Source organism: Dyadobacter fermentans DSM 18053, assembly GCF_000023125.1.
GTDB lineage: Bacteria > Bacteroidota > Bacteroidia > Cytophagales > Spirosomataceae > Dyadobacter > Dyadobacter fermentans.
The window spans coordinates 2,331,965-2,354,879 of sequence record NC_013037.1; the positions used below are offsets into that span (position 1 = coordinate 2,331,965).

The window sequence follows — 22,915 nt, forward strand, 5'->3', positions numbered from 1 at the left end:
AGTGACTATTTCGTCAGGTGTTCATATAGGAATTTTTCGATCCCGCAGCCGAGGATTTTGTAAAGGCGCCCACCAGGTCCTGGCAATAATTTTTAATGCCCACCACATCAGCGCCCATACTGATGAACTGGTAGCCCATCGCAATCAGCTCGTTGGCATTCCCGGGCCCGCCTACCGTTCCTGCAAACTTTCCGTGCCTTCGTGCCACTTCCGCCACCCGCTTTCGGGCGGCAATCAGCTCGGGATGGTTCCATTCACCGGGGGCACCTATTCCCTGACTGAAATCCCCGGGGCCAAAAAACAGCATATCATAACCGTCCAGGGCCGCTATTTCTTCCAGCTCTTTCAACGGCTCCGGATCTTCGATCTGAAAAATCACAAACCGCTGCTGGTTCGCCTGCACCAGGTATTCGTTGAAATCCAGCGCCGTGTATGCCCCGTCGGAGTTGCCGCCGTCGATTGGCCGGCGCCCGGTCGGGTGAAAGCGTGTCATTTGGACAATCAGCTCGGCTTCGGCCAGATTCATGATGTGCGGGACCATGATACCCGTAGCGTCCAGTTCAAGCGGGCGTATAAAATCGCTATAACTTCCCTTTGGGACGCGGACCAGAATGTCCGTATCGTGCGCCTTGGTCGCCCAGATATTGGATGCCAATACCGACCAGTCCTGACCGATATGCTCCTGGTCTGTCCAAACGCAGTCGAAACCGGAAATAGCGGCAATTTCAGCGATGCGGGCGTCTGACAGATTGATTTTGAAACAACTTACAATCTCCCCTGCTCTCAGCTTTTTCAGGACCCTGCTTTCCCGCATTTTCATGGTTTTATCTTTTTTTTCAAAATTAGCTGCCGGCTCAGGGCCGGTCTTTTACTTTCATCCCGATTTCCGATACTATTTTTCAAAGACGCTCATACCTACTCTGTGCGGCTTCTGATTTGCAAAATGGCATATGCTGCGGCTGCCGCGATATCCGCACGATCCGACTCATTTTCCAGCTGGCTGGCACCCGCCAGCAGCGGCGTTAATATGGGAATATCTTCTGCTTTGCCCTTTTCAGCCAAAGCTGCGGCCATCTCCGAAATAGCACCCTTCGATTTCGCGCTTTTGTAACTTACCACCGCGGCATGCAACTTTTCGAACTGGCCGGAATTATAATCGTTGTTGGTAAAAGCCGCGCTCAGCAAATATATCCTTGCCGGCGAACCCGCAGGCTCCGCCAATGCTGCCTCTGTCAGCTTCGTCGATTCTTCCTGCGAAATCCCCTTCAATTGACGCAGGGCATAGGCGGGAATCACCTTATCCGCCGCTTCTGTATCCGCATTCAGCACTGCATGAAGGAATCGGGCTTTGACCGTCGCACGTGAATCCGGGGAGGTAAATGCAGTGCTCCACAAAGTGTATAGCGCCAGCGATTTTACCTCGCTCCGAAGTGTATTCTCCGTCAGCTTCTGGTCTTTTCCAAAAGGAGAAATCCCCAGTTTTGCCAACGTTTCGGCAGCATGAATGCGGTCGGCAGCCGTCGAGTCGAGGAAAACCCCTAAAATCTTATCTGTCCAGATTTGCTTATCAGCGTCCAATGTGGCCGCCTGCGCCAGCACACGCCAGATCCCGATGCGGTACTGCGGCTTTGCAGCCCACATTCGCTCTTCCTCTATATAAGCCTCCCGGACACCCTCGGGATGCCCCGCCCAGATCAGGAATTCAGCTGCATGGACTTTTACCCATTCGTGCTGCTCTGCCAACACATTCCTTAAAACGGTAATGCATTGGTTTTCAAGCTCACGGAAGCTTTGGGAATCTTGACTCTTACTATTGCATGCGCCCAGTACCACGGTCAAAAAAATCAGGTTAAAAACGATTGAAACAAGCTTCATAAAAATTGTATTAATGTTACCAGCAGGTCCACCCGCCGTCCACAGCCAGGTCCTGCCCTGTGATATAGGAAGCGGCATCGGATAATAAGAAAGCCACCGAGCCGACAATTTCCGACGCCTGTCCGATGCGCCCCATCGGCGATTTACCGGCAAGCCTGGCAACGAAAGCCGCGTGCGTTTTCTGTACGTCAGGATTAGGGAACGGCCCGGGAGAAATGCAGTTGCAGCGCACGTTGGATTTGCCCCAGTGAACAGCAAAATAGCGCGTCATTTGCTTGATACCTGCCTTCCCTACGCCATATTCGAGCGGGTTTTTGTTCATGGGCTCCTGGTATACTTCCGGGTAGGGCGATACCGAACCGTACATACTCGAGAACAACACCATACTGCCGCGTTGCCGGGCAGCCATTTCCATACCCACGGCGCGGGTAAGAATAAAAGTGGCCGTGAGCCCGCCGTGGTTTACTACATCAAAATCTTCCGCCGACAGTTCTTCCATTGTCTTAGCGGTGGTCGCGGTAGTGAGGTTCACACACCCATCGGGCACGCCAAGCGCAGCAATCTGCCTCTCGACAAACCGTTCAACCGCTTCGGTATGGCTTACATCCAGCGTGGCGCAGGTGGTGTTCACGAGTTTTTCCCTTTCCGCAAAAACCGCTGCCCTCTCGTCCAGATCTACACACAGCACTTTGGCACCCCATTTATCCAGGGCCGAAACAATAGCCTGCCCGAGATAGCCGGCCCCTCCAAAAACCCATATATGCTTGTCTTTCAGACTTAAAACAGGAATTTCAGTATTTGCCATCGCACAGGCGATTTAACGTTTTGAATTGATATACTTACCCTTCCGCAGCAAATCTGCCCAATACGCGGTTCACCTGATTTCCAGAATACTCCCTGCAATATGCTGCGGTCCGCCGGGCACGTTGAAATAGTAGCTTACCAGTACCCGGTTTTTGTCCAGTTGGACAGCCCAGGGATACCCCAGGTCGGTAGTACCGCCGTCGGTGCGCAACACGATTTCGGGGGCGGTGGCAAAATCGGTGCATTCGGCATTCAATATCCGCGCCCGTATGCCCAGTGGTTTGTGGCGATAACCGTAAGAAAGCAGTACACGGTTATCCGGTAGCCTCAGCGCGTGCATTGGATGACCTTGAAAACCCATTTTTTCCCAGGCGGTAAAAGTTTTTCCGCCATCGACAGACCGGGCAATGCAAGCCTGGTCGCCTAAACCGGCCGTTCGTAAAAACGCCACAACATCCCCCTTCGGCGTTTCGTAAACGGAAGCTTCGTTGAACGAAACCTTTTCGTCCACGGCAACCGGCGCCGAGTACTTCCAGGTTAGCCCCTTATCGTCCGAGATCAGTAAATGATTGGAAGTTTTATTCGGCGACTGGCGATCGGTTGCTGCCACTACCCACAAAATCCGTCCATTTTTCCCCTCATACATGGCGCCCCTGTTGTAAGCCGGGAGTTTTTCGCCCATGGCGGTGTAGTTGATCTCCGGTTCGATATGCGGCGGGTACAATGGCCCCTGCCAGGATTTGCCGCCGTCTGTCGAGCGGAGTACATATCCTCCCAGGAATACGGCCCCTCCTGCCAGAAAGTAAGGTTTTTTCAAATTCTCCATCCCATCGGGCCGGAGGAATGCCCAGCCGTAGCTGGCACAAAGGATTGTCCCGTCCTTTAACTGCAACAAGCAAGGATCTTGTGAACCACCGAACGGGTGCGAATAGATCAGTTCGGGCTCGGGTGTCCAGGTCTTACCGTCTTTTGATTTCACGGACACGAGGTAACTATTCGGGTCCACGTGGTTGGTACCTTTCTCGCCAAATACCTTTCTGTCGGGTGCCCTGCGGAATGCGAGCACGATCTCCCCGTTCTTCTTTTTGATCACCGAAGGAAATGCAGCGTGAAATTTTTCATTCCGGTAAATCACCACATCCTCTACCTTACGTACGCCGGGAATGCTGTCCGTAAAAGTAAGGTGCGGGCCGGCGTTCGCGCGGGCCGGGACTCTATATCCCATCGCTGAAAAGAGCAGTAACAGCGTTGATATTTCTTTCAATTTCATAAATATGCGGGTTAGGATAAAAGCAAAAGGAGAAGCATCATTTGCCGGTCAGCATTTCCAGCCGCCTGGGTTCTGCAAATGGCGCCGCTTTTGCGGGAATTCTGAACCGGTAGGCACGTATCCCGCTTCCTTGCCCTTCTTCATAATAAACCACCAGCACCGAGCCGTCTTTCAGCTCAACCGTGGAGGGGTAAGCTCCCAGTGTTTCATCAACCATATAGGGCCCTTCCCAGGTTTTAGCTTCATCGCGGCTGATCCGCAGGCCGGTATAGCCCTTTTTGGAAGGCGCATCCGTGAACGCCCTCGTAGTGAGCAGTATTTCGCCCGATTTCAGGCGGGTAAACGACGGCGAGTGCCCGCGAAAACCAATATCTTCCACATCCGACCACGTTTTACCCATATCCTTACTTTTTGCAAAATGCATGTGTACCTCCTGTTGAGCGCGCAATGCGGCGTAGAGCGTCCCGTCTTTGAGCAGAATGACATCCGTTTCCGCCGCCAGGGGAAGGTTTGCCTTTTCGCCGATAGTAATCACAGGCCCCCAGGTTTTGCCTTTATCGCGTGAGAGCATTACGCCTCCCCACGCTTTCAAACCGCCCCTGCCTTCCTGGTGGTACACCGGCAGGATAGTGGTCCCATCGGGCATTTCGCGCACCTGGGCCGACGAAAGCCAGTCTATATCACCGGTTTCCAGCAAGGTTGCTTCCTTGTCCCAGGTCTTTCCATTATCCCGCGACCACAGCAGCTGCGGACTTCCCAGTGTCTTATATTCCTTTGCCCCAAAACTGGGATAACGCAGGGAAAAGAAGCTCACCACCAGCGAACCGTTGCTCAATTGCGAAATATGCGGGTCACGGTTGTCGTCGTTGTCATCATAAATCGTAACAGGTTTCGACCAGGTTTTCCCCTCGTCTTTGGAGCGCACCAGGCAAATGCGGCCAGCCTTCGGATACTTCTCACTTTGCTTTGTCACGTGTTCGTCGCCTGCATAAAATACCGCTACGATATCCCCGTTTTTGAGCCGGCAAGCGTCGGGGAAGGCCTGGTAATCACCTGCATCCCCGCCCTTTGAAATGAGCATCGGTTTCTGAGCATGCCCGGAAGCGGGTTTTGCGACTTCCTGTGCAGACAGGCTGCCGGAAGTCAGCAGGCATCCGAAGAGCAGTAAACGGGAGAATTTGTTGGTATTCATATTAAAAAGGATTTAGGAATAAATGCTTTTGAAACAATTACTTACGAAGCCGCGCCTGCATTCGTCCGCTTTCTGATCAGCAGCAGGATCATTACACAAACAAACATCAAAACACCGGCAAACCGGAAAATTTGGCCGAGGTCAACCTGCATGTCACGCAAAACCCCGCCTGCATACAAACCGATCCCGCCGATGACGCAGGCAAAAAAATTGAGTACGCCGTAACCCGTTGCCCGATAGCGCGGGTCGGCGGTCAGGCATAGAATGGGCATCAGGTTCGCGTCGCTGAACATACGGGTGAGCCCATACACCATAAACATAGCGATCGCCAGCGGCAGTACCGAGGTATTGCTTGCGACAAATATGCTCGGTGCTGCAATGCACAGGCCGATCACGGGTATGAGAAATTTGGAATTGGCACTCGCTTTTGCGAACCGGTCGGATAAAAAGCCGCCCAGGATTACCCCGGCTATGGAAGCGGGATAAAGATAACCCGTAGCATAAAGCCCGGCCATGCCCTGCGTCAGGTTGAAATGCTCTTTGTAGTAAGTTGGCATCCAGCCCATCACCATCCAGCCGATAATCCCCAGCAAAGACCAGAAAATAACGAGCAGTATAAACGACCACTGACCAAAAAGGCTGCGGAGTGCCTGAAAAAAGTCGATTTTCGGTTCGTCCGATTTTTCCGCCGCTTCATTGCTTTCCGGCGCATCGCGCAATAGCCAGAGTAATACAAAAGAATACCCGATCCCTACCAGCCCGAATACGCTGAAAGGCGCTGTCCAGTCGTGGTCTTCCGCTATCCAGCCGCCGACAAATCCCAGGCTTTGCCCCACCATCACCCCGGCAATATGAATGCCTGATGCGAGGGAGCGTGTGGTGGTTTTGTGGTAATCGACGATCAGGGCTACTGCTGCGGGAAGATAGCAGGCTTCACTTACACCCATTAAAATGCGCGTCGCCACCAGTTGTTCAAACGTTGTTACATAAGAGGTGAGCCAGGTCACCGCGGACCAAACAAACAAGCTGCAAATGATCACCCGGCTCCGGTTGAAATGGTCGGCCAGGTAGCCTGCAAAGGGGCTTAGAATACCATAAACCCACAAAAACACGGAAGTCAGCAACCCGAACTGGGCGTCGGACATGGGCATTGCCTCTATGATCGATGTCCGCATAGTGGTGATCATCGTTCGGTCCAGGTAGTTGAGACAGCCTACAAAACATAATAAAATAACAATCCGCCACGCCCCGGAAGGCAATGTATACTCAGCTTTTGATGGTGCGGCCTGGACTGTGGACATACGGAACGTGGGTTTGTTGAGAAAGAAGTAAATACCGATTGAATGGGTGCACCGCTTAGCGCCCGGTTTGCAGGTCTTTCAAAGGGATTTGAGTCTGGTAGATAATCGCTTTGCCTTCATGGCTGGAATAATAGGCTACGTACAACTGGCTTTTCTCTACAATCAGTCCGGGATAGCTACTGTCGCCATTGCTCGGCAACTTCATGATTTTTAATATTTTACCTTCCAGGTCCGTCACGTGCAATGCGGTAGACGCTTCTTTGCCTTCATGCAGCCGCGAGCCTATGATCAGTCTGTCGCTGCCCAGGAACTGGAAATTCGGGCCGCCGAGCCGGACGCTCAGCTTGTTGTACTTCCATTGGTTATAGGGAAAGTCACTTACTGCCAGTACACCCATCTGGTCACCGGTTTCGCGCCTTACCAGCACATACATTTGATCATTTTTATCAAAACGGATCGTCGATTCGTTGGGACTTCCGTCCAGGTCAAATCCCGGGACATTCTCATAGTACTTACCGTCTTTGGTTTTGAGCAGCCGGGCCGACATCGTGCGCACCCGCTTTCCGTCGACGGTCTTGTAATCGGCCGTGTACATAATCCCGTACCCTACCCCCTTGTGCCACGTAATCCGCCAGATCCAGTCGAGCGCGGGCGTAATTTCTTTACTGAAAGTCGTTTTTTCGGGCTCTGAGAAATGGGTTCCCGATTTATCTGAGACTGACACGTAGGGCGCCAGCGTGAGATACCTGCCGTCTTTGAAGATGCCTGCGGCGACGATGGCCATCAGGGTGCCATCCGGCCGGACAGACAGCCTGGCTTCGCGCACATCTTCGGCGTCCATGTCAAACAAGGCCACCGATTCCCAATCCTTCCTGTTTTTGGACCTCACGATCCTTACTTTTCCATTGTTCTCGTTCCCAACGTGGTTCGCGCCTTCCCGGAATGTGATATAGAAATAATCCTTGAACTGAACCAGATCAGGAAAAGCATTGTGCGGCTCTTTGTCCCAAACCCTGGTGACCCGGATCGAATCGGCTGGAAGTCCTGTACCCGAAAATGCGAAGCTGGTGCCAATCAAAAGCAAGACCAGTAAATACCATTTAATTCTAATCATTCCTGAAAAATTTAAAACTGAATAGCCAATCACTTCACTCTGCCACCAACTCGTCTCTTTCGCGCATTTCCTGCCGCAATTGTGCCTGATAGGCCGCTTTGGCCTCTACGTCTTCCTGCGCCGACGCACCGAAATAGATAAACCCCAGCGCCTTCCGTGTACGGTCGGCAGTCTGATTCCCGTCGGCGCGGTGGATGGTCAGCGAGTCATGGATCAGCAGGTCGCCCGCTCTGGCGGGGAATGCGATCTCATTTTCAAGATCCTCCGGCAAGCCGAAATCCGTGATTCCCTGTGAGAAACCGAGGGTTTGTGTTCTTCCGTGCCGGCGCATTCCCAATTTATGAGATCCCCGTACGTAACGCACACATCCGTTGGCCTCGTCCACGTCTTCCAGCGCCATCCACATCGTCACCGCCTTGGCGGGTTTGAGCATGAAGTAGTAGCCGTCCTGGTGCGGAGGGGTAGGCTTTCCAATTTTCGGGGGTTTGTTAAAATACTCCAGAATCTTCGGCACTACGGTGTCTTGCAGCAGCTCCCCTGCGATCCTGCTGAACTTACTGTCATTCAGCATAGGCGCGAAATAGGGCGCGTGTTCAGACACGTGCATAATCTGCTTTAACGTGGCGGGATCGTTCTTATCTTCATAAAAGACATCGTTCGGAGGAAGTCCGGGAACCGTGTTTTCAATAAAATCTTCCAGTCTGCGGTTCACTTCCGCCACTTCCCGATCTGAAAGGAATCCGGGCAAAAAAACATAGCCATCTTCCTCAAATTTTCTTTTGATCAATCCAAAATCCATTTTTCACCATATTTAAAATGAATGCAATCAATGCTCAAAAGGTCAGTTATAACCCGGATTTTGCTTCACCTTCGGTTCAAGGCTCAATACCGTGTTCGCGATCGGGAACAATAGCAAATGGTCCTGTCCTTTCCGGGCTTGGAGGTTAGGCACGAGATCGAACGCTTTGCCGAAGCGTACGAGGTCCCACCATCTTTTTCCTTCATACAGCAATTCGAAAAGCCTTTCTTTCAAAATCGCATCATCGTTCGCCTGTTTCGTCCCTTTCACAAAAACGTGCTTGCTGTAATTTGCGCCATAAGCGCGCTGGCGCACTTTGTTTATTTCTTCGGTAGGATCCTGGTCCAGCGCATTTTTAGCCTCTGCTTTGAGCAATATCACGTCCGCGTAGCGGTAAAGCACAATATCGCTCAGAAAGAGTCTCGTGCCGCCCGTCAGCAAACCACGGCCTTTCATAGACAGAGTCGTGTAAAAGGTTGGTTTACCCGCCGCATCATAGGTGAAAATTTCATGGAAGGAGGCTTTTTTCCGTGTGTCGTCTTCTGTAAACTGGTTACGAACAAGCGAAGTGATCACCAGCAGCCCCTGGCCGCCGCCCACCGGCTGGATTAATGCCTTGGTGGCAGGATCTATATTGGCGGGTATCGCGCTATCAATAATCCAATGGAGCCAGAACTGGTTATTCGAGGCGCCGTCCAGATCCTGATAGCGGATCGTCATGATGGTTTCCTTATTACCCTTGTTGGCATATTCGAACAGGTCGGCATAACTCGGCAGGAGCGAAACATCCGCCTTTTCCACTTCTGCGATTGCGGCCAGTGCTGTCGTGAAATCGGCCGCACCGCCGTTCATTCTTTTGCCCGTCCATAAATGCACATCCGCTTTCAGGGTATTTACCGCTGCGCGGGACCATTTCGACCGGCCGGCTACAAAATTATTGTCCGGAAAAAGGCTGAGCGCCGTCTCGATATCGCTTTTGATCAGCGCAAACACTTCTGCCTGGGGTGCGCGCTCCCTGATCGTTACTTCCGCGCTGGACGTTTCGGTTGGCTCCGTGCGGATAATCAGGTCCCCCCAGGTTCGCGTCATCACGAAATAAGTGTACGCCCGCATACTGTATGCCTGCGCCAGTATGCTGTTCTTCACCGCCTCCGACTTGAATGTCATGCCGGGAACGTATTTAATGATCAGGTTTGCAGAGTTGATAATGGCATAAAATCCGCTCCAATCGGGATGGTGAGGCTGATCGCCGCTGAGTTCGTTCAGAAAAAGATCGTTACGTCCGCTACCGTATACACCACCTTCAAAAACCTCGCTTCGCTGTTCGCCCAGGGTGTAAATCGCGCCGGAAACGCTTCGGAGGTTAACATACATACCATTCAATGCCCCTTCCGCATCCTCCTGCGTTTTCCAGAAAGAATTGGTAGTGATAACGCTGACAGGCGCTACGTCCAGAACATCACAGGAAGCTCCGCAAAAACACACGAGCAGGGTAAGGAATATAAGTCTCAGTCTTTTCATAATTTCCTGATTATCAAAATGAAATATTGGCTCCGAAAATGATGTTTTTAGGCATTGCATAACGGCCATCGTCGACGCCGCCCTCTTCCGGGTTCAGGCCGAGGTATTTGGTGAAGTAGTGAATGTTGTTGGCGGTTACGTTGAATCTCAAACTGGCCAGTTTCAGCTTGTTCAATATCCGCGACGGTACGGAGTAGCTCAGCGTCACCTCCCGAATGGCCAGAAAGTCGCCGGACTCGTTGTACATCGAGTTGCCTGAGGTGGTGACGCCATCGAACAGGTTACGCTGAACCCGCTCTCCGCCCCAATACGACCTGGGCATATCGGTAATATCGCCCTGCTTTTTCCAGGAGCGCTCTACCATTCGCTGAGTCAGGTTGCCGTCGGAATACATATTTCCGTCCAGGAACATCCTGCCCCAGTTGAAGATCGTGTGGCCGGTGGTATAATCAAGCCGCACATACAAATTGAAACTCTTGTAGCTCAATGTATTTGAGAACCCTCCCGTCCACAGGGGATAGGCATTTCCCATATACCTTTTGTCCCTCGAATCGATAATGCCGTTTTTGTCCGCATCGTAATATTCAACGTCTCCCCCGTACTGGGTTTTATCCGCACCTACGATGTACGAAGCGATCGGACCGTTTTTCGCATCTTCATCGGTGGGATAAATGCGCACTTGTTTTCTATCGTACATTTCCCCCAGCCTGTGGCCCTCCTGAATTCCGCCTTTCCAGGCATAATCCTGCCGGGCATCGTCCCACACCAGCAGACCGCCGACACGGTTGTTTTCTACCCCATTATTGGGCAATTTCAAAACCTTATTCTTTGTTTTGGAGGCATTGAAAGCCACATTCCACTGCAAGGGAGAATTAGCGGAAAGTACACGCGCGCCGAGCTCAATCTCAAAACCCTTGTTTTCAAGTGTGCCCAGGTTGGTAAGCACGCTGGCAAACCCGGTAGACTGCGGCAAGGGAAGGCTTGTCAGCAGGTTGCTGGTGACGCGCCGGTAATAGTCCACGATCAGGGTAAGCCGGTTGTCCAGGAAACCGAGGTCCGCACCTATGTCGAAAGTCCTGGACTGTTCCCATTTCAAATCCTTATTCGGAATCACGGTATTCTGGATTGCGGCAGCTCCTCCGTATCTGGATCCCACGCCGTAAGCGCCCTGAGCTGTAAAATCCCCCAATCCGCTGATATTTCCGTTTTCACCATAACTCCCTCTCAGTTTCATTTGAGAAACGCCGCGGGAGATTCCGGCCCAAAAATCTTCCTTGTGCATATTCCAGCCTAAGGAAACCCCTGGGAAAAAGCCCCACTTGTGCGACTCGCCCAAATTGGAAGCACCATCGTAGCGCATATTCAAGCTCAGCAGGTACTTCATCTGATAATTGTAATTCGCACTCGCGAAATACCCCAGTATACGCTGTTCGCTGATTGAACTGCTGACTGCGGTTGCTTCTGCAGAAGCATTCAGGGTCGGGATCAGGTCGGTCGAGGCCCCTCTGCCGCTGGCGCTCAGACTGGACGTGGTACGTCCGAAATAGGATATCCCTGCCCTTGCGTCGAGGTTATGGTCCTTGAATGACTTGGTGTATGCAAAAACACCGTCCGCCTGGGTTTGGCGCCACCTGCTGCTGGTAGCAGAGGCTGCACGTGCATCCACAAACGCAACCGGCCCGTTCCAGAATCCCGGCTGAAACGTATATCCGTCTCCATTGACATTGTAGAGTGATACCTGCGGTTCAAACGATAAACCCGGCAGGATATTCCAGCGCGAACCCAGCGTCACCGTCAGCTTTTCATTTGAGTTCTCGGCCTTCCTGGTATTCATCTGGTATTCCGGGTTTCCGATACCATTGTTGGTACCGGGAGCCAAAGTACCGTCCTCAAACCTGTATTTGGCCGTCGGCGCCAGGCCGGCGTTTCGGTAGAAAGTAACTGCGGTGGAACCGTAGGGGGTGTTCGTTGAAGACCTTGAAAAAATCACCTTTGAAAACACAGTGAGGTTTTTCTTTACCTGGATATCCCCGTTCAGATTAAAGCTGAGGCGGTCATATTTCGTGGTAATTACAGTCCCGTCGGCAGTCATATACCCTACCCCTGCATTAAATGATCCTTTTTCAGTACCGCCGGAAACGGACAGGTTATGGTTATGGGAAATGCCCGTCTGGTAGTTTAATGCTTGAAAATCGGTGTCCTGGAAGATCAGTGTTTTGGTAGGATCCGCCGGATCCGGCATGCTCTGCCAGCCTTCCTGCAATTTATGTTCGTTCGCAGGCGTCAGGTATTGGGTTGTAAATGCGGTGTTATTGGTCAGGTCATTCCCTGTTCCGTAACCCATAGGCAAGGTCAGCCTTGAAGTATAATCTCCGAACTTCGCATCCCCAAAAACCCCTAGCCTGTTGATGGTCAGATAATCCCGAGCATTGGCAAGCTCGAACATTTTACCAGGCTTGGATGTAGTCATGTCATAAGAATAACTGACCCTCGTCTGCCCGGACTTGCCTGTTTTGGTGGTGATGATAACTACCCCGTTGGATCCCCTGGCCCCATAAATGGCGGTGGAAGCCGCATCTTTTAACACCTGCATGGAAGCGATGTCATCCGAATTAATATCATTCATATCAGTCCGGATCACCCCGTCGATGATATATAGCGGACTGGCCCCGTTGGGATTATTGATAGAGGTTCCGCCCCGTACGATCACGCGCGGAGCCGCACCGGGCTGGCCGGACGTACTTTGGACCCGCACGCCGGAAACGGTTCCCTGCAAAGCCGAGGCGGCATTGGCAAAAGGAACATTTTCAAGCACCTTCGTGTCGAGTTTTGAGATAGACGTGGTGAGCGTTTCCCTCGACTGCACACCGTATCCCGTCACCAGCACTTCCTGCAACACCGCCACGTCTGCCTTCAATGTCACATTCACCTCCGAGCTATTGCCTATCGGTATTTCCTGACTCTGGTAACCTATAAAAGAGAATATCAGGGAAGATCCGGGGGCGGCGCTTACGGTGTAATTTCCGTCCGCATCCGTGCTTGCGCCGGTAGTGGTCCCTTTCACCTGAATATTCACTCCCGGCAGCGCTTCGTTTTTTTCGTCAACAATTTTCCCCGAAACCCGAACTGCCGTTTGAGAGAATGCAGCAGGTATACAAAAGCAAATCAATAAAAATAATAAACAGGGCTTCCGGTGAAAAAGATGTAGTAATATTTCCTTTTGCATAGTATTGGGCTTAGAAGGTTTGGCATGAATTAACAAATCCAAAATTAGATTTTGCCATTCCTTCGATCCTCTACTTTTGTTTGCTTTTGTAATACTATTTTTCAGCCGCCCCGTTCGAAGCACTTTTCATTGGTTCAGAGTGGAATAGGAAGTTGGTACAAAACAAAAGAGGGCGGCGCGTCCATTCGTTGCAGCGGTATCAATTGAGCGAGCTGATAGAGCCAGGCGCCATCGGGTGAACGTCTTACTGATCTTTGTAGAGAAATGTCTACTTTCCTATGGTAATAATTGGTACGCCCGTTGGCCGCTGCCGCGACTATCTTGCTTGCTCTATCAACTTACAACTTCATGAAGAAAATTCTCCTTTTGATGATTGGTGTGTTCACCGCCATTTGCGGTCACGCACAGATCAACAGCACGGATTTTGTCGCTACCTGGAATAGCCTGAGCAATAACCGGATATTTTTCCCCGCTTCCGGTGAATATACGGTGTACTACGAAAGCTTGCCGGCAGGAAGATCCGGCACGCTGCCGGCGACCGGCACGTTTACCGGCCCTCAAACCATTATATTCCCTACAGCGGGAACCTATCGTATGGCTGTCAAGCCAACCGGTGCCGTGCCTTTTCACAGGATTGAATTTGATCTATTCTCTTCCCCGTCAACCCTTTTAACGATCGAACAATGGGGAAGTACGGTCTGGTCATCTTTCGAAAATGCTTTTAAAGACTGCAATAACCTCACGGCTATATCTGCAACAGATGCGCCTGTGCTAAGCAACGTGACGAACATGTCTTCCGCTTTCAGTGGTTGTAAGCTGCTCGCCTCAGCTCCGAACATTGGTAATTGGAATGTCTCTACGGTGACCAAAATGAATTCGATGTTCCAAGGCTCGGAGCTTTTCAACGAGCCGCTGGCAAATTGGGACGTTTCCTCGGTAACAGAAATGGCTGCAATGTTTACGAGCGCCCAGGCATTTAATCAACCCATTGGCAATTGGGATGTCAGCAAGGTAACTACGATGTCGTTGATGTTTGCTGTTGCTTCAACTTTCAATCAGCCACTTGGCGGTTGGGATGTATCCCACGTGAGCGCGATCGATTATATGTTTTTTGGTACGCCGTTCAATCAACCGATTTCGGGATGGGATGTCTCATCTGTGAACAATATGAACTCGATGTTTGCGAACTCGCCGTTTAACCAACCTCTCTCGGACTGGGATGTATCCGCCGTTACCTCCATGCGCGGTCTGTTTTCGGGAACCACTTTATTTAATCAACCGATTGGAAACTGGGATGTCTCAGCGGCGACTGACTTAGCATTTATGTTTTCCGGAGCACGTGCTTTCAATCAACCGATTGGCAATTGGGATGTATCGGGGGTGACCAAGATGGAATTTATGTTTAACGGAGCTGTGTCTTTCAATCAACCTCTCGATGCCTGGGATGTTTCGAAAGTTGCAAACATGCAGAATATATTTAATGGGGCATCGGCGTTCAATCAACCACTTGCAGATTGGGCGATAAACTCGGTAACAAATTTGACCGGCGCATTGACCGGAAGCTCAATAGATTGCGACAATTACAGTACCAGCTTGATCGGGTGGGCGGCAAATAGTGCAATCCCGTCAAACCTTAGCCTTGACGCCACAGGCCGCTTCTACGGACCCTCCGCAACCGATGCGCGGAATGCGCTCATCACAAAAGGATGGTCAATTACCGGGGATATCCTCGACCCGACCTGTGCGGTGCTACCCGTAACGCTCGTTTTCTTCACCGCTGAACCAACCTCCGGCAAAACCGTCGAGATTGCCTGGCAGACCGCCCAGGAAACGCAAAATGACCGTTTCGTAGTTGAGCGAAGCAAGGATTTGATTGTTTTCGAAAACATCGCCGAGGTTCGGGACGTAGGCGGTAATTCCAACACTATACACACTTACAGGGCCGTCGATACCGCTCCTTTCGCCGGCTCGAGTTATTATCGGCTCGTGCAATATGATTTGGACGGTACCAGAACGATCTCTCGCATCGTACCGGTCGTAGTGCGTTCTCAGGACTACATGCTATATCCGAACCCGACCAAGCATCTTTCCTTTCGCATTAGCATTGACGAGCCGGATACAGCACATATTCGGATTCACAATACTTCCGGACAGGAATTTGCATTCAGACGTCAGCCGGAAGGTACGCAAACGGTGTTAATCACACCGATGTCAAAGCTAGTTTCGGGGACTTATCTCATCACCGTACAAGAGCGAGCACACACACGTACATTCAACTTAATGGTGGAGTAACGTCGCTGGCACCACAAGTAACAGAGATTCTCTTATCTGCGAATGACAAGTGGCGTAGCCTGTTCACCTATTTTAACAACGTAAAGCCCGTCTCTGATACTGCTAATGTCAACTGACACAGTTATGTCATTTTCTTCCAATACTTTTTGTCCAAGCAAGTTAAAGATGATCACTTTCTGAGGTGTGCGCTCACCTTCAAAAAACACCACATCCTGGGCGGGGGGTTCGGATGTATTTTGACGGCTGCGATCTTAGTCTTGACTGAAATGATACGCGAATAGGTGAAAGCTCCGTCGTGATCAAGTTGTTTTAGCCGATAATAGGTTGTTGAAAATGGGCTTGGATCAAAAAACTGGTATACGCTCTGAGCTTTGTGTCTGAACTGCCCTCTAAAAATCCAATCTTATCAAAGAAAACCGCATCTGCGCTTCTTTGGATTTCAAATCCCGCATTGTCTTGTTCTTCCGATGTTGCCCAGTTCAATGTGACGGCATGGCGGCCATCCAGGCACTTGCAAAACTCACGAAAGCACTACAAGAAGAAAATGACAGCCTTAAAGCCAGGTTAGAGGCAATGGACGCCAGATTCACTCAAATGGAACAGTTGCTTGCCACGCACGCGCGCAAGGAGGAAGTGGCAGCTTCGCGATAGTTTCCTGATAGTTCCACTTGCATCACGTACGCGTAGAGATGTCTACGCCACCCGGTAAACCTGGCCGGTTTGCACACCATGTACGCTTTTTACGTAAGCCTGGGCTATCCGGTGCATTGAAGCAGGCACAAAGCCGGGAAAAAATGAAAAATAGAATGGGGAATTTTCTGCCAGGCCCGGCGCCACTGCATTTACCCTGACCCCGGGGGCGATTGATACCGCTGCCCCGACGGCAAATGCATTAATCGCCCCATTCACGGTCGTGACGGCCGCGCTGTACACGATTGGGTCTTCTGCCAGCACACCAGATGTGCGCGTAAACGAACCATTTGGATTAATGTAGTGCTGACCGATCAGGACCAGGTTGATCTGGCCCATCAGCTGCCGTCGACGCCTTTTCGAAAATCCTGGTCGGTCATCGAGGTGAGCGGACCAAAATGCGCGTCCCCGGCCGCACAGACCAGCGCGTCGAAGCTACCGATTTGTTCAAAAAAAGCTTTGATCGAATCCGGGATGGCCATATCCACCTGGTAGTCGCCGGACTTGGAGCCGGCCGTAATAATTTCGTGCTCACTTTTCAGTGCGTCCACAACATGCTTCCCGATTGTGCCGGATGCTCCAACGATAACGATTTTCATTTTTTAAAGGATTGGGTATGATTTGTATTGATTATTGACCGGCCGAAAGAACCTTCCTCACCTGCGGCACGTCCCCGTTTGAAAAGCGTATGCACAGGGTGGCATATACATTACGGGAAGAGGGTTATCCCAAAGAATCCATCGATTCGGCGAAGCACTATTCGGAGTTGTATTTTAAGTATGTGCAAAGCAATGCCGAAAAAGATTGGAAACAGCTTCGAGCGTATGCGAATACAATCACCTCCCGAAAATGGGTCGGCTATCTGGACGTTCCCGAGACACCCAAAAGCGAAGGGATCAGATGGTGGAGAAGCAACAAGTATGACCCATAGGAAACCCTGAAGAGCGTTAAATGCCCTGTCCTAAGCATCTTTGGTGAAAAATACGTTCTGGTCCCTCCTGCCGAGAACGTCAGTAAAATGGAAAATTATTTAAGTCAGGCTAATCTGGCTCACAAAATTGTTGTGTTGCCAAAGTGCGGACACGACATGATCACCATCGAAAGCGAGAATGACGACTCGTTGAATTGGCCTGCTAATTTCTGGCGGTGGAAAAGACAACCACAGGAATTCGCAGATTCAATCGTAGACTGGATTCAAAAATAGAGTCTAACATTGATAAAGCACGATAAAGGGTATAACTAGCTAGGTTTATCGAACCTTTAAGGGTGCTGAACGGCTGCAATACCACCAAGTGATAGACAATGTATTTTACACATAGCTGATATCACAAAAAATGCCGCTCCGAATCGTTCGGAACGGCATTTTGATTTGAAGCTAGATCAAGAAAGGATTCTGCCCAAACCTGTCCAGAAAATAAGATCCAGAATGTTCCGAATCAATATTTAACTACTTGTCCACATACCATGATTTGGCAAGAAGATTCAAACACTACAACTATCACTTCCACCCACCCCCCAGCGACCGGTACAGCCCGACCACCGCATTCAACTGCCGGGTTTTAATGGTAGCCGGTTGCAGCTCACTTTGCAGCAGGTTGCCTTGCGCCGTAATGACTTCCAAGTAATTGGCCATCCCACGGTTGAAGGGCAGGTTCGCATTGCGCGAAGCAGTTTCCAGCACGCGCGTCCGTTCTGCGGCTGCGCGGTATTGCGCTTTCAGCTTTTCCACTTTGGTCAGTTCGTCCGACACTTCGCCTACTGCCCGGAGAACCGATTGCCGGAATGCAATCACTGTTTTTTCACGTTCTATTTTGGCTATTTCAAGGTTCGCTTTTAATTGTCCACGCTGAAAAACAGGCTGGGTAATGCTGCCCGCGACCAGTCCGAAGAGCGATGCGGGAATATTGAACCAGTTGCTGGCTTTCAATGCATTGATGCCGCCGCCAGCTGTGATCACCAATGAAGGATAAAAACTCGCCTGCGCCTCGCCCACTTTGGCATTAGCCGCATTCAAAGCCAGCTCAGCGCTTTTAATATCGGACCGACGGCTGAGCAATGCAGATGGAAAACCTGCATGCAGTTCTTCCGGGATCGTCAATGCTTGCAAACGGCTTTTGCGGTTGATCGCCTGCGGCATTTTCCCGATCAGCACATGCAATGCATTTTCCTGCAATGTGGCCTGCTCTTCCAGCTGCGGAATGAGCTGGGAAGCAGTGAGCCGCTGCGCCTCGGCTTGCTGGACCGCCAGTGAAGTGACCTGCCCGGCTACCGCTTGCAATTGTATAGTGCGCAGCGTACTGTCGTTGAGCATCAGGTTCTTCCGGGCGACTTCCAGCTGCGCATCCAGCATTAAAACATTGTAATAACCCTGCGCGACCTGCGCTACCAGCTGCGTTTGCAGCGCTTTGCGCGCTTCTGCGGTTTGCAGAAAGCCCGCCAGCGCGGCAGCTTTGCGGCTGCGGATCTTGCCCCAGATATCGGCTTCCCAAACTGCCGTCATCCCGGTGCTGTAATCCTCGATGTGCGAAGTGCCCAGGAACTGGTTCAGGGTAAAACCATTCAGACTATTGTCGGAAGGGCGGCTGGTATTGGCAGTCAGCTGCGCTTTCAGCTCCGGCAGGTAGCCCTGCCTGGCCTGTTTGAACAGCACTTCGGCGGCATCGATGTTTTGTAACGCGATTTGCATGTCGTAGTTTTTAATTAATGCCGTATCGATCAGTTGCAGCAGCGCCGGGTCGGTAATGAAAGTCCTGAACGGAATGGCACCGATGCCCGCAGAATCTCCGGCCGCTGCACTTCTGAATGCCCCCGGTACCGCATCCGGCAGCGGCACGTTTTTCGAAACCTTGCATCCCGCCCATGTCAGGGCGACGAACAGGATAAGAGTTATATTAAACTGTTTCATAAATGGCTTGGTTTACAGGCCCTTCGTCATCGCGAACCGCCTCGTTGGAATCTTTGGATAAACGCTCCTGCAAAGCACGTCTTCCACCGCCTTGATCGCTGCCCCGGAGCTGAAACCGGCCTCGGGAATCGCGTTCACGGAAATGGAATTGAACATATTATACTCGAAACCGTCTCCGAACCGTAAATCCGGCTCAGTTTCACGAGCGTATTGATAGGCACCATCTCGCCGGTTTTGTTTTTGACAAACACCCTGTCGATCGCCGACGGATCGGCGCGGTCCTGCACATCGGCTTGCACCACCACGCGGTAATACTTGCCAAAACGGTTGAAATCCGATGCCTGCGCACTGCCGAAATAGGCCTGCATGGTTTCGAGAATGTCTTTCACGCTTACACCGAGCTGGTCGGCTTTATCGTCGTCGATGTCCAGTTGCAGCTGCGGGTAATCGGCTTTGAAGCTTGTGAATGCTGCCGCTATTTCCGGGCGCTTGGAAAGCTCGGTGATGAACTGCTGCGATATGTTGCTGAATTTATCGAGCTTACCGCCGGTTTTGTCTTGTAATACCAAATCCAGGGCTTCCACATTGCAGAAACCGGGCACGGTCGGAAAGCTGAACACAAAGAAGCTGGCACCGGTGATGCCGCCCAGTTTGCTGCGCACATTGTCCATCACAGCGTCCAGGTTCTTGATATCGCCGCGCTGCTTATTGGGTTTTAATAATGCATAAATAATGCCTTTGTTAGGGCTCATGGAGTTGGTAAGCACGTCAAAACCGGAAATGGCCGTCACAAATCGCGTGGCGTCAAGGCCCTTCACGGTCGTTTCGGCCTGGCTCATCACTTTCTGCGTCACATCCAGCGTAGTTCCCGAAGGTGTGTTCACGGCAATGGCTATAAACCCCTGGTCTTCTGTGGGTATGAATGCCGAAGGAGTGGATTTGATCATGAACACGGTCGCCGCCGCTACCAGCGCGAGGCCGCTCATGCTGAGTAACTTGTGACGGATCAGAAATCTCAACCCGCCTACATAGCGGCCCGTCAAAGCATTGAAACTGCTATTGAACCCGATGAAAAATTTTTCCTTAAAACCTTTCTTCACTCCCGCTTCTTCACCAGTACCGGAAGCATTTGTATGGATTTCCTTCAAGAACAATGCAGCTAATGCGGGACTGAGCGTTAGCGCATTAATGGCTGAAATCACAATCGCGATGGCCATCGTGAACGCAAATTGCCGGTAGAAGAGCCCGGTAGATCCTTCCATTGAACCCACCGGCACGAATACCGCTGCCATGACGAGCGTAATGGAAATGATAGCACCTTAAATTTCATGCATCGCCTCGTGGGTCGCCGCTTTGGGGTCCAGGCGCTTGTGCTCCATTTTGGCATGCGCCGCCTCTACCACCACAATCGCATCATCCACCACGATACCGATCGCCAGGATCAATGCAAAGAGCGTGGGCAGCGCAGATCGCCAGTCGGAACGGCCGGCTCATCGCAGACAAGGTTCCCAGCGGCGCATTGAAATTTGTCGATAAACAGCCATTCGTGCTGGCCGCGAGCCTGGATCCGGAGCAAAACATATGGGTATCGATGCTGGCAGGCCAGCCCGGTTTTATGCAGGCCGAATCGCCGCAAGCGGTGCAGCTGAATACGGAGCATCTGGTGTCGGCTGAGAATGATATTTTCTGGTCCAATGTGGTGGGGCACCCTGGTGTCGGCCTGCTGTTCATCGAGCTGGCCACGCGCAGGCGGTTGAAAGTGAACGGCCCGGTAAGCTTTGCGCCGGACGGCACGGGCTTGCAGGTACAGGTGCAGGAATGCTTTCCGCTCTGCCCGCGCTACATTCAGCGGCGCGAAGTGGCAGTGACCGCAGCCACACGGCAGGCCAATGCAGCCACCGAAACCGGCGGGCATTTCACCGACGCATTGCAAAGCTGGATTACCAGCGCCGACACCCTGTTTGTCGGCAGCGGCCACGACGACGACCACATCGATGTCGGTCACCGGGGCGGCAACCCGGGTTTTGTACAAATCCTCGACGAGCGCACGCTCCGCATCCCCGATTACAACGGCAACAGCATGTTCAATTCGCTCGGCAATTTCACGATCAATCCCCGCGCCGCGTTGCTTTTCGTAGATTTCAAATCCGGCGAAACCCTGCAACTTACCGGCCATGCCGAACTGGACTTTACCGGGCCCGACGAAGACGACACCACAGGCGGTACCGGTCGCTACTGGCAGTTTCATTTACACAGCTGGCGAAGGCAGGCAAGCCTGGCCGGACTCAACTGGACCTTTCTGGATTATTCCCCATTTAACGTTTAGCATTCATGTTCAAGCCCGTTCAGGTCATCGATAAAGTTCAGGAAAGCCAGACGATCTGGTCATTTTACCTCAAACCCGCCGATGGCGATCGCCTTGCGCATTATCTGCCGGGGCAGCACATTATCGTCCGGCTGCAAATACCCGGGCAAGCCGGGCCGGTTCAACGTTCTTACACCTTATCAGGCGTGCCTGGCCAGAACCTTTACCGCATTACCGTAAAGCGCGAGGGCACACCGGATCAGCCCGGTATTGCATCGTCGTTCTTGCATGATCATGTTGATATTGGCGATACAATCTGGATCAGCGAACCTCTTGGCGGGTTTGCATTACAAAAAGACTCACGACGGCCGGTCGTGCTTCTCAGCGCCGGTGTAGGCATTACGCCTATGCTCAGCATGCTCGAAGCCATTGCCGAAGAGCCCGATCCCCGGCAGGTTTGGTTTGTGCACGGAAGCAGGAATGCGGGCGAGCAGCCGATGCTCGCGTGGCTGCGATCGCTGGCCCGCACGCAGGCGCACATACGGGTGTCGATCCACCATAGCCAGCCTTCGCCGTTCGAAATCATTCGGGTTGACTATGATGCGTTGGGTCGGATACACCTGGATTTTCTCAAACAAAATTCATCCCCTACCCATAGTGACTTTTACATTTGCGGCCCGGCATCTTTTGTCAAAACACTTGCTGATGGACTTCGATCGCTAGGCATTGCTGACTCCAGGTTGTCTTGTACTTATTTTAGTGGAAATGACAACACTGTTTTACCAGATCAGCAAACAGCGCCGATTTTTATCGAAGAAGACCTGGCCGGTGCGGTCCCGACAATCTCACTCACGCAATCTGGCCGGTTATTTTCCTGGGCCGATGGAGACGGAAACCTGCTGAATTTGCTCGAAAAACACGACATTTACCCACCAAGCAGTTGCACGGAAGGTACTTGCATGAGTTGCAGCACGAGGATGATTTCGGGAACAGTAACCTACGACCCGGAACCATTCGGCGACCCGTTCGAGGGTGAAATACTGCTTTGCTGCGCACGGCCCGAAACCGATATCACGCTTGATTTATAGACAGATGGACGAACACCATAAATTTTTGCAACGCTGCCACGAGCTGGCATTGCAGGCAGGCCGCTCGGGCAACACGCCAGTTGGCGCTGTCATCGTACGCGAAGGCGTCATCGTAGGTGAGGGCATCGAAGCCACGCGCCCCGACAACGACATCACCCGACATGCCGAAGTGGAAGCTATTCGAGATGCATTGAATCGCCTGGGGACAGACAAACTTACCGGCTGCGCGATGTATACCACCCACGAGCCTTGCATCCTCTGCTCGTACGCCATCCGGCATTATCAAATCAGCTGGGTAGGTTTCGAGCATGCCGTGCCGGCGGTCGGCGGCGTCAGTTCACCCTGGCCGATTCTGACGGCAGCTGATATACAGATTTGGACGCCGCCACCTATGATAGTGACGTTTGAATCGCCGCATGATGCCTGAGAAGTAGCATGATACAGAACAAGTATGTAAGCAAGTGGTCAGAAAAGGACTAAAAACAACTTTGGGCTTGCAATTCGGAATCCGGTTTATTACGGACAGATATTAT

At 51.7% G+C, this 22,915-nt stretch carries 20 protein-coding genes and 1 pseudogene; 5 read left to right on the forward strand and 16 right to left on the reverse strand.

The genetic code is table 11. From position 1 onward, the window contains the following. Positions 1-13: 13 nt before the first annotated feature. The 10 genes from DFER_RS09345 to DFER_RS09390 form a co-directional block, all read right to left on the reverse strand. Positions 14-820, reverse strand: coding sequence for an HpcH/HpaI aldolase family protein (locus DFER_RS09345; RefSeq protein ID WP_015811383.1), 807 nt, complete (start codon positions 818-820; stop codon positions 14-16). 95 nt (positions 821-915) lie between these two features. Further along, positions 916-1,875 (reverse strand): hypothetical protein, encoded by a 960-nt coding sequence (locus tag DFER_RS09350; RefSeq protein WP_015811384.1) that lies wholly within the window; start codon positions 1,873-1,875, stop codon positions 916-918. Between the two features lie 16 nt (positions 1,876-1,891). Continuing rightward, positions 1,892-2,680, reverse strand: a complete 789-nt coding sequence (locus DFER_RS09355) for an SDR family oxidoreductase (RefSeq protein WP_015811385.1) — start codon at positions 2,678-2,680, stop codon at positions 1,892-1,894. Positions 2,681-2,749: 69 nt separating this feature from the next. After that, positions 2,750-3,949, reverse strand: coding sequence for a sialidase family protein (locus DFER_RS09360; RefSeq protein ID WP_015811386.1), 1,200 nt, complete (start codon positions 3,947-3,949; stop codon positions 2,750-2,752). A gap of 37 nt (positions 3,950-3,986) precedes the next feature. Continuing rightward, a complete protein-coding gene (locus DFER_RS09365; protein WP_015811387.1) occupies positions 3,987-5,141 on the reverse strand; it encodes a sialidase family protein in 1,155 nt (384 codons plus the stop codon). A 41-nt stretch (positions 5,142-5,182) separates the two neighbouring features. Beyond that, on the reverse strand, positions 5,183-6,442 hold the full coding sequence (locus DFER_RS09370; RefSeq protein WP_041734885.1) for an MFS transporter: 1,260 nt from the start codon (positions 6,440-6,442) through the stop codon (positions 5,183-5,185). A gap of 55 nt (positions 6,443-6,497) precedes the next feature. Further along, on the reverse strand, positions 6,498-7,556 hold the full coding sequence (locus DFER_RS09375; RefSeq protein WP_015811389.1) for a hypothetical protein: 1,059 nt from the start codon (positions 7,554-7,556) through the stop codon (positions 6,498-6,500). 34 nt (positions 7,557-7,590) lie between these two features. Then, complete coding sequence (locus DFER_RS09380; RefSeq protein ID WP_015811390.1) at positions 7,591-8,355, reverse strand: phytanoyl-CoA dioxygenase family protein; 765 nt, start codon at positions 8,353-8,355, stop codon at positions 7,591-7,593. A gap of 42 nt (positions 8,356-8,397) precedes the next feature. Then, a complete protein-coding gene (locus DFER_RS09385; RefSeq protein WP_015811391.1) occupies positions 8,398-9,876 on the reverse strand; it encodes a RagB/SusD family nutrient uptake outer membrane protein in 1,479 nt (492 codons plus the stop codon). A 13-nt stretch (positions 9,877-9,889) separates the two neighbouring features. Next, positions 9,890-12,952 carry a SusC/RagA family TonB-linked outer membrane protein gene (locus DFER_RS09390; protein ID WP_229206217.1) on the reverse strand — a complete coding sequence of 1,021 codons (3,063 nt, stop codon included), beginning with the start codon at positions 12,950-12,952 and terminating at the stop codon, positions 9,890-9,892. A gap of 498 nt (positions 12,953-13,450) precedes the next feature. Between DFER_RS09390 and DFER_RS29165 the strand changes: the two genes are divergently transcribed. Beyond that, entirely contained in the window at positions 13,451-15,394 is a 1,944-nt protein-coding gene (locus tag DFER_RS29165) for a BspA family leucine-rich repeat surface protein (RefSeq protein WP_015811393.1), read from the forward strand. 32 nt (positions 15,395-15,426) lie between these two features. On the opposite strand, the gene DFER_RS30880 is transcribed toward DFER_RS29165, so the two are convergent. The 3 genes from DFER_RS30880 to DFER_RS30540 form a co-directional block, all read right to left on the reverse strand. Beyond that, positions 15,427-15,603 (reverse strand): T9SS type A sorting domain-containing protein, encoded by a 177-nt coding sequence (locus DFER_RS30880; RefSeq protein WP_083769077.1) that lies wholly within the window; start codon positions 15,601-15,603, stop codon positions 15,427-15,429. Positions 15,604-16,087: 484 nt separating this feature from the next. After that, entirely contained in the window at positions 16,088-16,423 is a 336-nt protein-coding gene (locus tag DFER_RS30535; RefSeq protein ID WP_229206218.1) for a Rossmann-fold NAD(P)-binding domain-containing protein, read from the reverse strand. Further along, on the reverse strand, positions 16,423-16,683 hold the full coding sequence (locus tag DFER_RS30540) for an NAD-dependent epimerase/dehydratase family protein (protein ID WP_229206219.1): 261 nt from the start codon (positions 16,681-16,683) through the stop codon (positions 16,423-16,425). The genes DFER_RS30535 and DFER_RS30540 overlap by 1 nt, the downstream gene beginning before the upstream one ends. A gap of 98 nt (positions 16,684-16,781) precedes the next feature. Between DFER_RS30540 and DFER_RS09405 the strand changes: the two genes are divergently transcribed. Beyond that, entirely contained in the window at positions 16,782-17,015 is a 234-nt protein-coding gene (locus DFER_RS09405) for a hypothetical protein (protein WP_143828705.1), read from the forward strand. A 567-nt stretch (positions 17,016-17,582) separates the two neighbouring features. Here DFER_RS09405 and DFER_RS09410 read toward each other — a convergent pair. The 3 genes and pseudogenes from DFER_RS09410 to DFER_RS09415 all read right to left on the reverse strand — a co-directional run bounded on the left by DFER_RS09410 (position 17,583) and on the right by DFER_RS09415 (position 20,413). Beyond that, positions 17,583-18,989 carry a TolC family protein gene (locus tag DFER_RS09410; RefSeq protein ID WP_015811397.1) on the reverse strand — a complete coding sequence of 469 codons (1,407 nt, stop codon included), beginning with the start codon at positions 18,987-18,989 and terminating at the stop codon, positions 17,583-17,585. A gap of 12 nt (positions 18,990-19,001) precedes the next feature. Continuing rightward, positions 19,002-19,127: a hypothetical protein gene (locus DFER_RS30705; protein WP_262485297.1), complete on the reverse strand. Its 126-nt coding sequence runs from the start codon at positions 19,125-19,127 to the stop codon at positions 19,002-19,004. Next, positions 19,124-20,413 (reverse strand): annotated as a pseudogene (locus DFER_RS09415) (efflux RND transporter permease subunit). The gene DFER_RS30705 and the pseudogene DFER_RS09415 overlap by 4 nt, the downstream one beginning before the upstream one ends. A 20-nt stretch (positions 20,414-20,433) precedes the next feature. On the opposite strand from DFER_RS09415, the gene DFER_RS09420 reads away from it, so the two are divergent. The 3 genes from DFER_RS09420 to DFER_RS09430 are packed head-to-tail and all read left to right on the forward strand — an operon-like array spanning position 20,434 to position 22,809. Beyond that, on the forward strand, positions 20,434-21,315 hold the full coding sequence (locus DFER_RS09420) for a PNPOx family protein (protein ID WP_015811398.1): 882 nt from the start codon (positions 20,434-20,436) through the stop codon (positions 21,313-21,315). A 5-nt stretch (positions 21,316-21,320) separates the two neighbouring features. After that, positions 21,321-22,382, forward strand: coding sequence for a 2Fe-2S iron-sulfur cluster-binding protein (locus DFER_RS09425; protein WP_015811399.1), 1,062 nt, complete (start codon positions 21,321-21,323; stop codon positions 22,380-22,382). A gap of 4 nt (positions 22,383-22,386) precedes the next feature. Beyond that, complete coding sequence (locus DFER_RS09430; RefSeq protein WP_015811400.1) at positions 22,387-22,809, forward strand: nucleoside deaminase; 423 nt, start codon at positions 22,387-22,389, stop codon at positions 22,807-22,809. Positions 22,810-22,915 lie beyond the last annotated feature (106 nt).

Excerpts from the sequence above, each read along its gene's own strand:
- DFER_RS09345 (WP_015811383.1), bottom strand. The coding sequence starts at position 820 with ATGAAAATGCGGGAAAGCAGGGTCCTGAAAAAGCTGAGAGCAGGGGAG.
- DFER_RS09350 (WP_015811384.1), bottom strand. The coding sequence starts at position 1,875 with ATGAAGCTTGTTTCAATCGTTTTTAACCTGATTTTTTTGACCGTGGTA.
- DFER_RS09355 (WP_015811385.1), bottom strand. The coding sequence starts at position 2,680 with ATGGCAAATACTGAAATTCCTGTTTTAAGTCTGAAAGACAAGCATATA.
- DFER_RS09360 (WP_015811386.1), bottom strand. The coding sequence starts at position 3,949 with ATGAAATTGAAAGAAATATCAACGCTGTTACTGCTCTTTTCAGCGATG.
- DFER_RS09365 (WP_015811387.1), bottom strand. The coding sequence starts at position 5,141 with ATGAATACCAACAAATTCTCCCGTTTACTGCTCTTCGGATGCCTGCTG.
- DFER_RS09370 (WP_041734885.1), bottom strand. The coding sequence starts at position 6,442 with ATGTCCACAGTCCAGGCCGCACCATCAAAAGCTGAGTATACATTGCCT.
- DFER_RS09375 (WP_015811389.1), bottom strand. The coding sequence starts at position 7,556 with ATGATTAGAATTAAATGGTATTTACTGGTCTTGCTTTTGATTGGCACC.
- DFER_RS09380 (WP_015811390.1), bottom strand. The coding sequence starts at position 8,355 with ATGGATTTTGGATTGATCAAAAGAAAATTTGAGGAAGATGGCTATGTT.
- DFER_RS09385 (WP_015811391.1), bottom strand. The coding sequence starts at position 9,876 with ATGAAAAGACTGAGACTTATATTCCTTACCCTGCTCGTGTGTTTTTGC.
- DFER_RS29165 (WP_015811393.1), top strand. The coding sequence starts at position 13,451 with ATGAAGAAAATTCTCCTTTTGATGATTGGTGTGTTCACCGCCATTTGC.
- DFER_RS30535 (WP_229206218.1), bottom strand. The coding sequence starts at position 16,423 with ATGGGCCAGATCAACCTGGTCCTGATCGGTCAGCACTACATTAATCCA.
- DFER_RS30540 (WP_229206219.1), bottom strand. The coding sequence starts at position 16,683 with ATGAAAATCGTTATCGTTGGAGCATCCGGCACAATCGGGAAGCATGTT.
- DFER_RS09410 (WP_015811397.1), bottom strand. The coding sequence starts at position 18,989 with ATGAAACAGTTTAATATAACTCTTATCCTGTTCGTCGCCCTGACATGG.
- DFER_RS09420 (WP_015811398.1), top strand. The coding sequence starts at position 20,434 with ATGCAAAGAGCGTGGGCAGCGCAGATCGCCAGTCGGAACGGCCGGCTC.
- DFER_RS09425 (WP_015811399.1), top strand. The coding sequence starts at position 21,321 with ATGTTCAAGCCCGTTCAGGTCATCGATAAAGTTCAGGAAAGCCAGACG.
- DFER_RS09430 (WP_015811400.1), top strand. The coding sequence starts at position 22,387 with ATGGACGAACACCATAAATTTTTGCAACGCTGCCACGAGCTGGCATTG.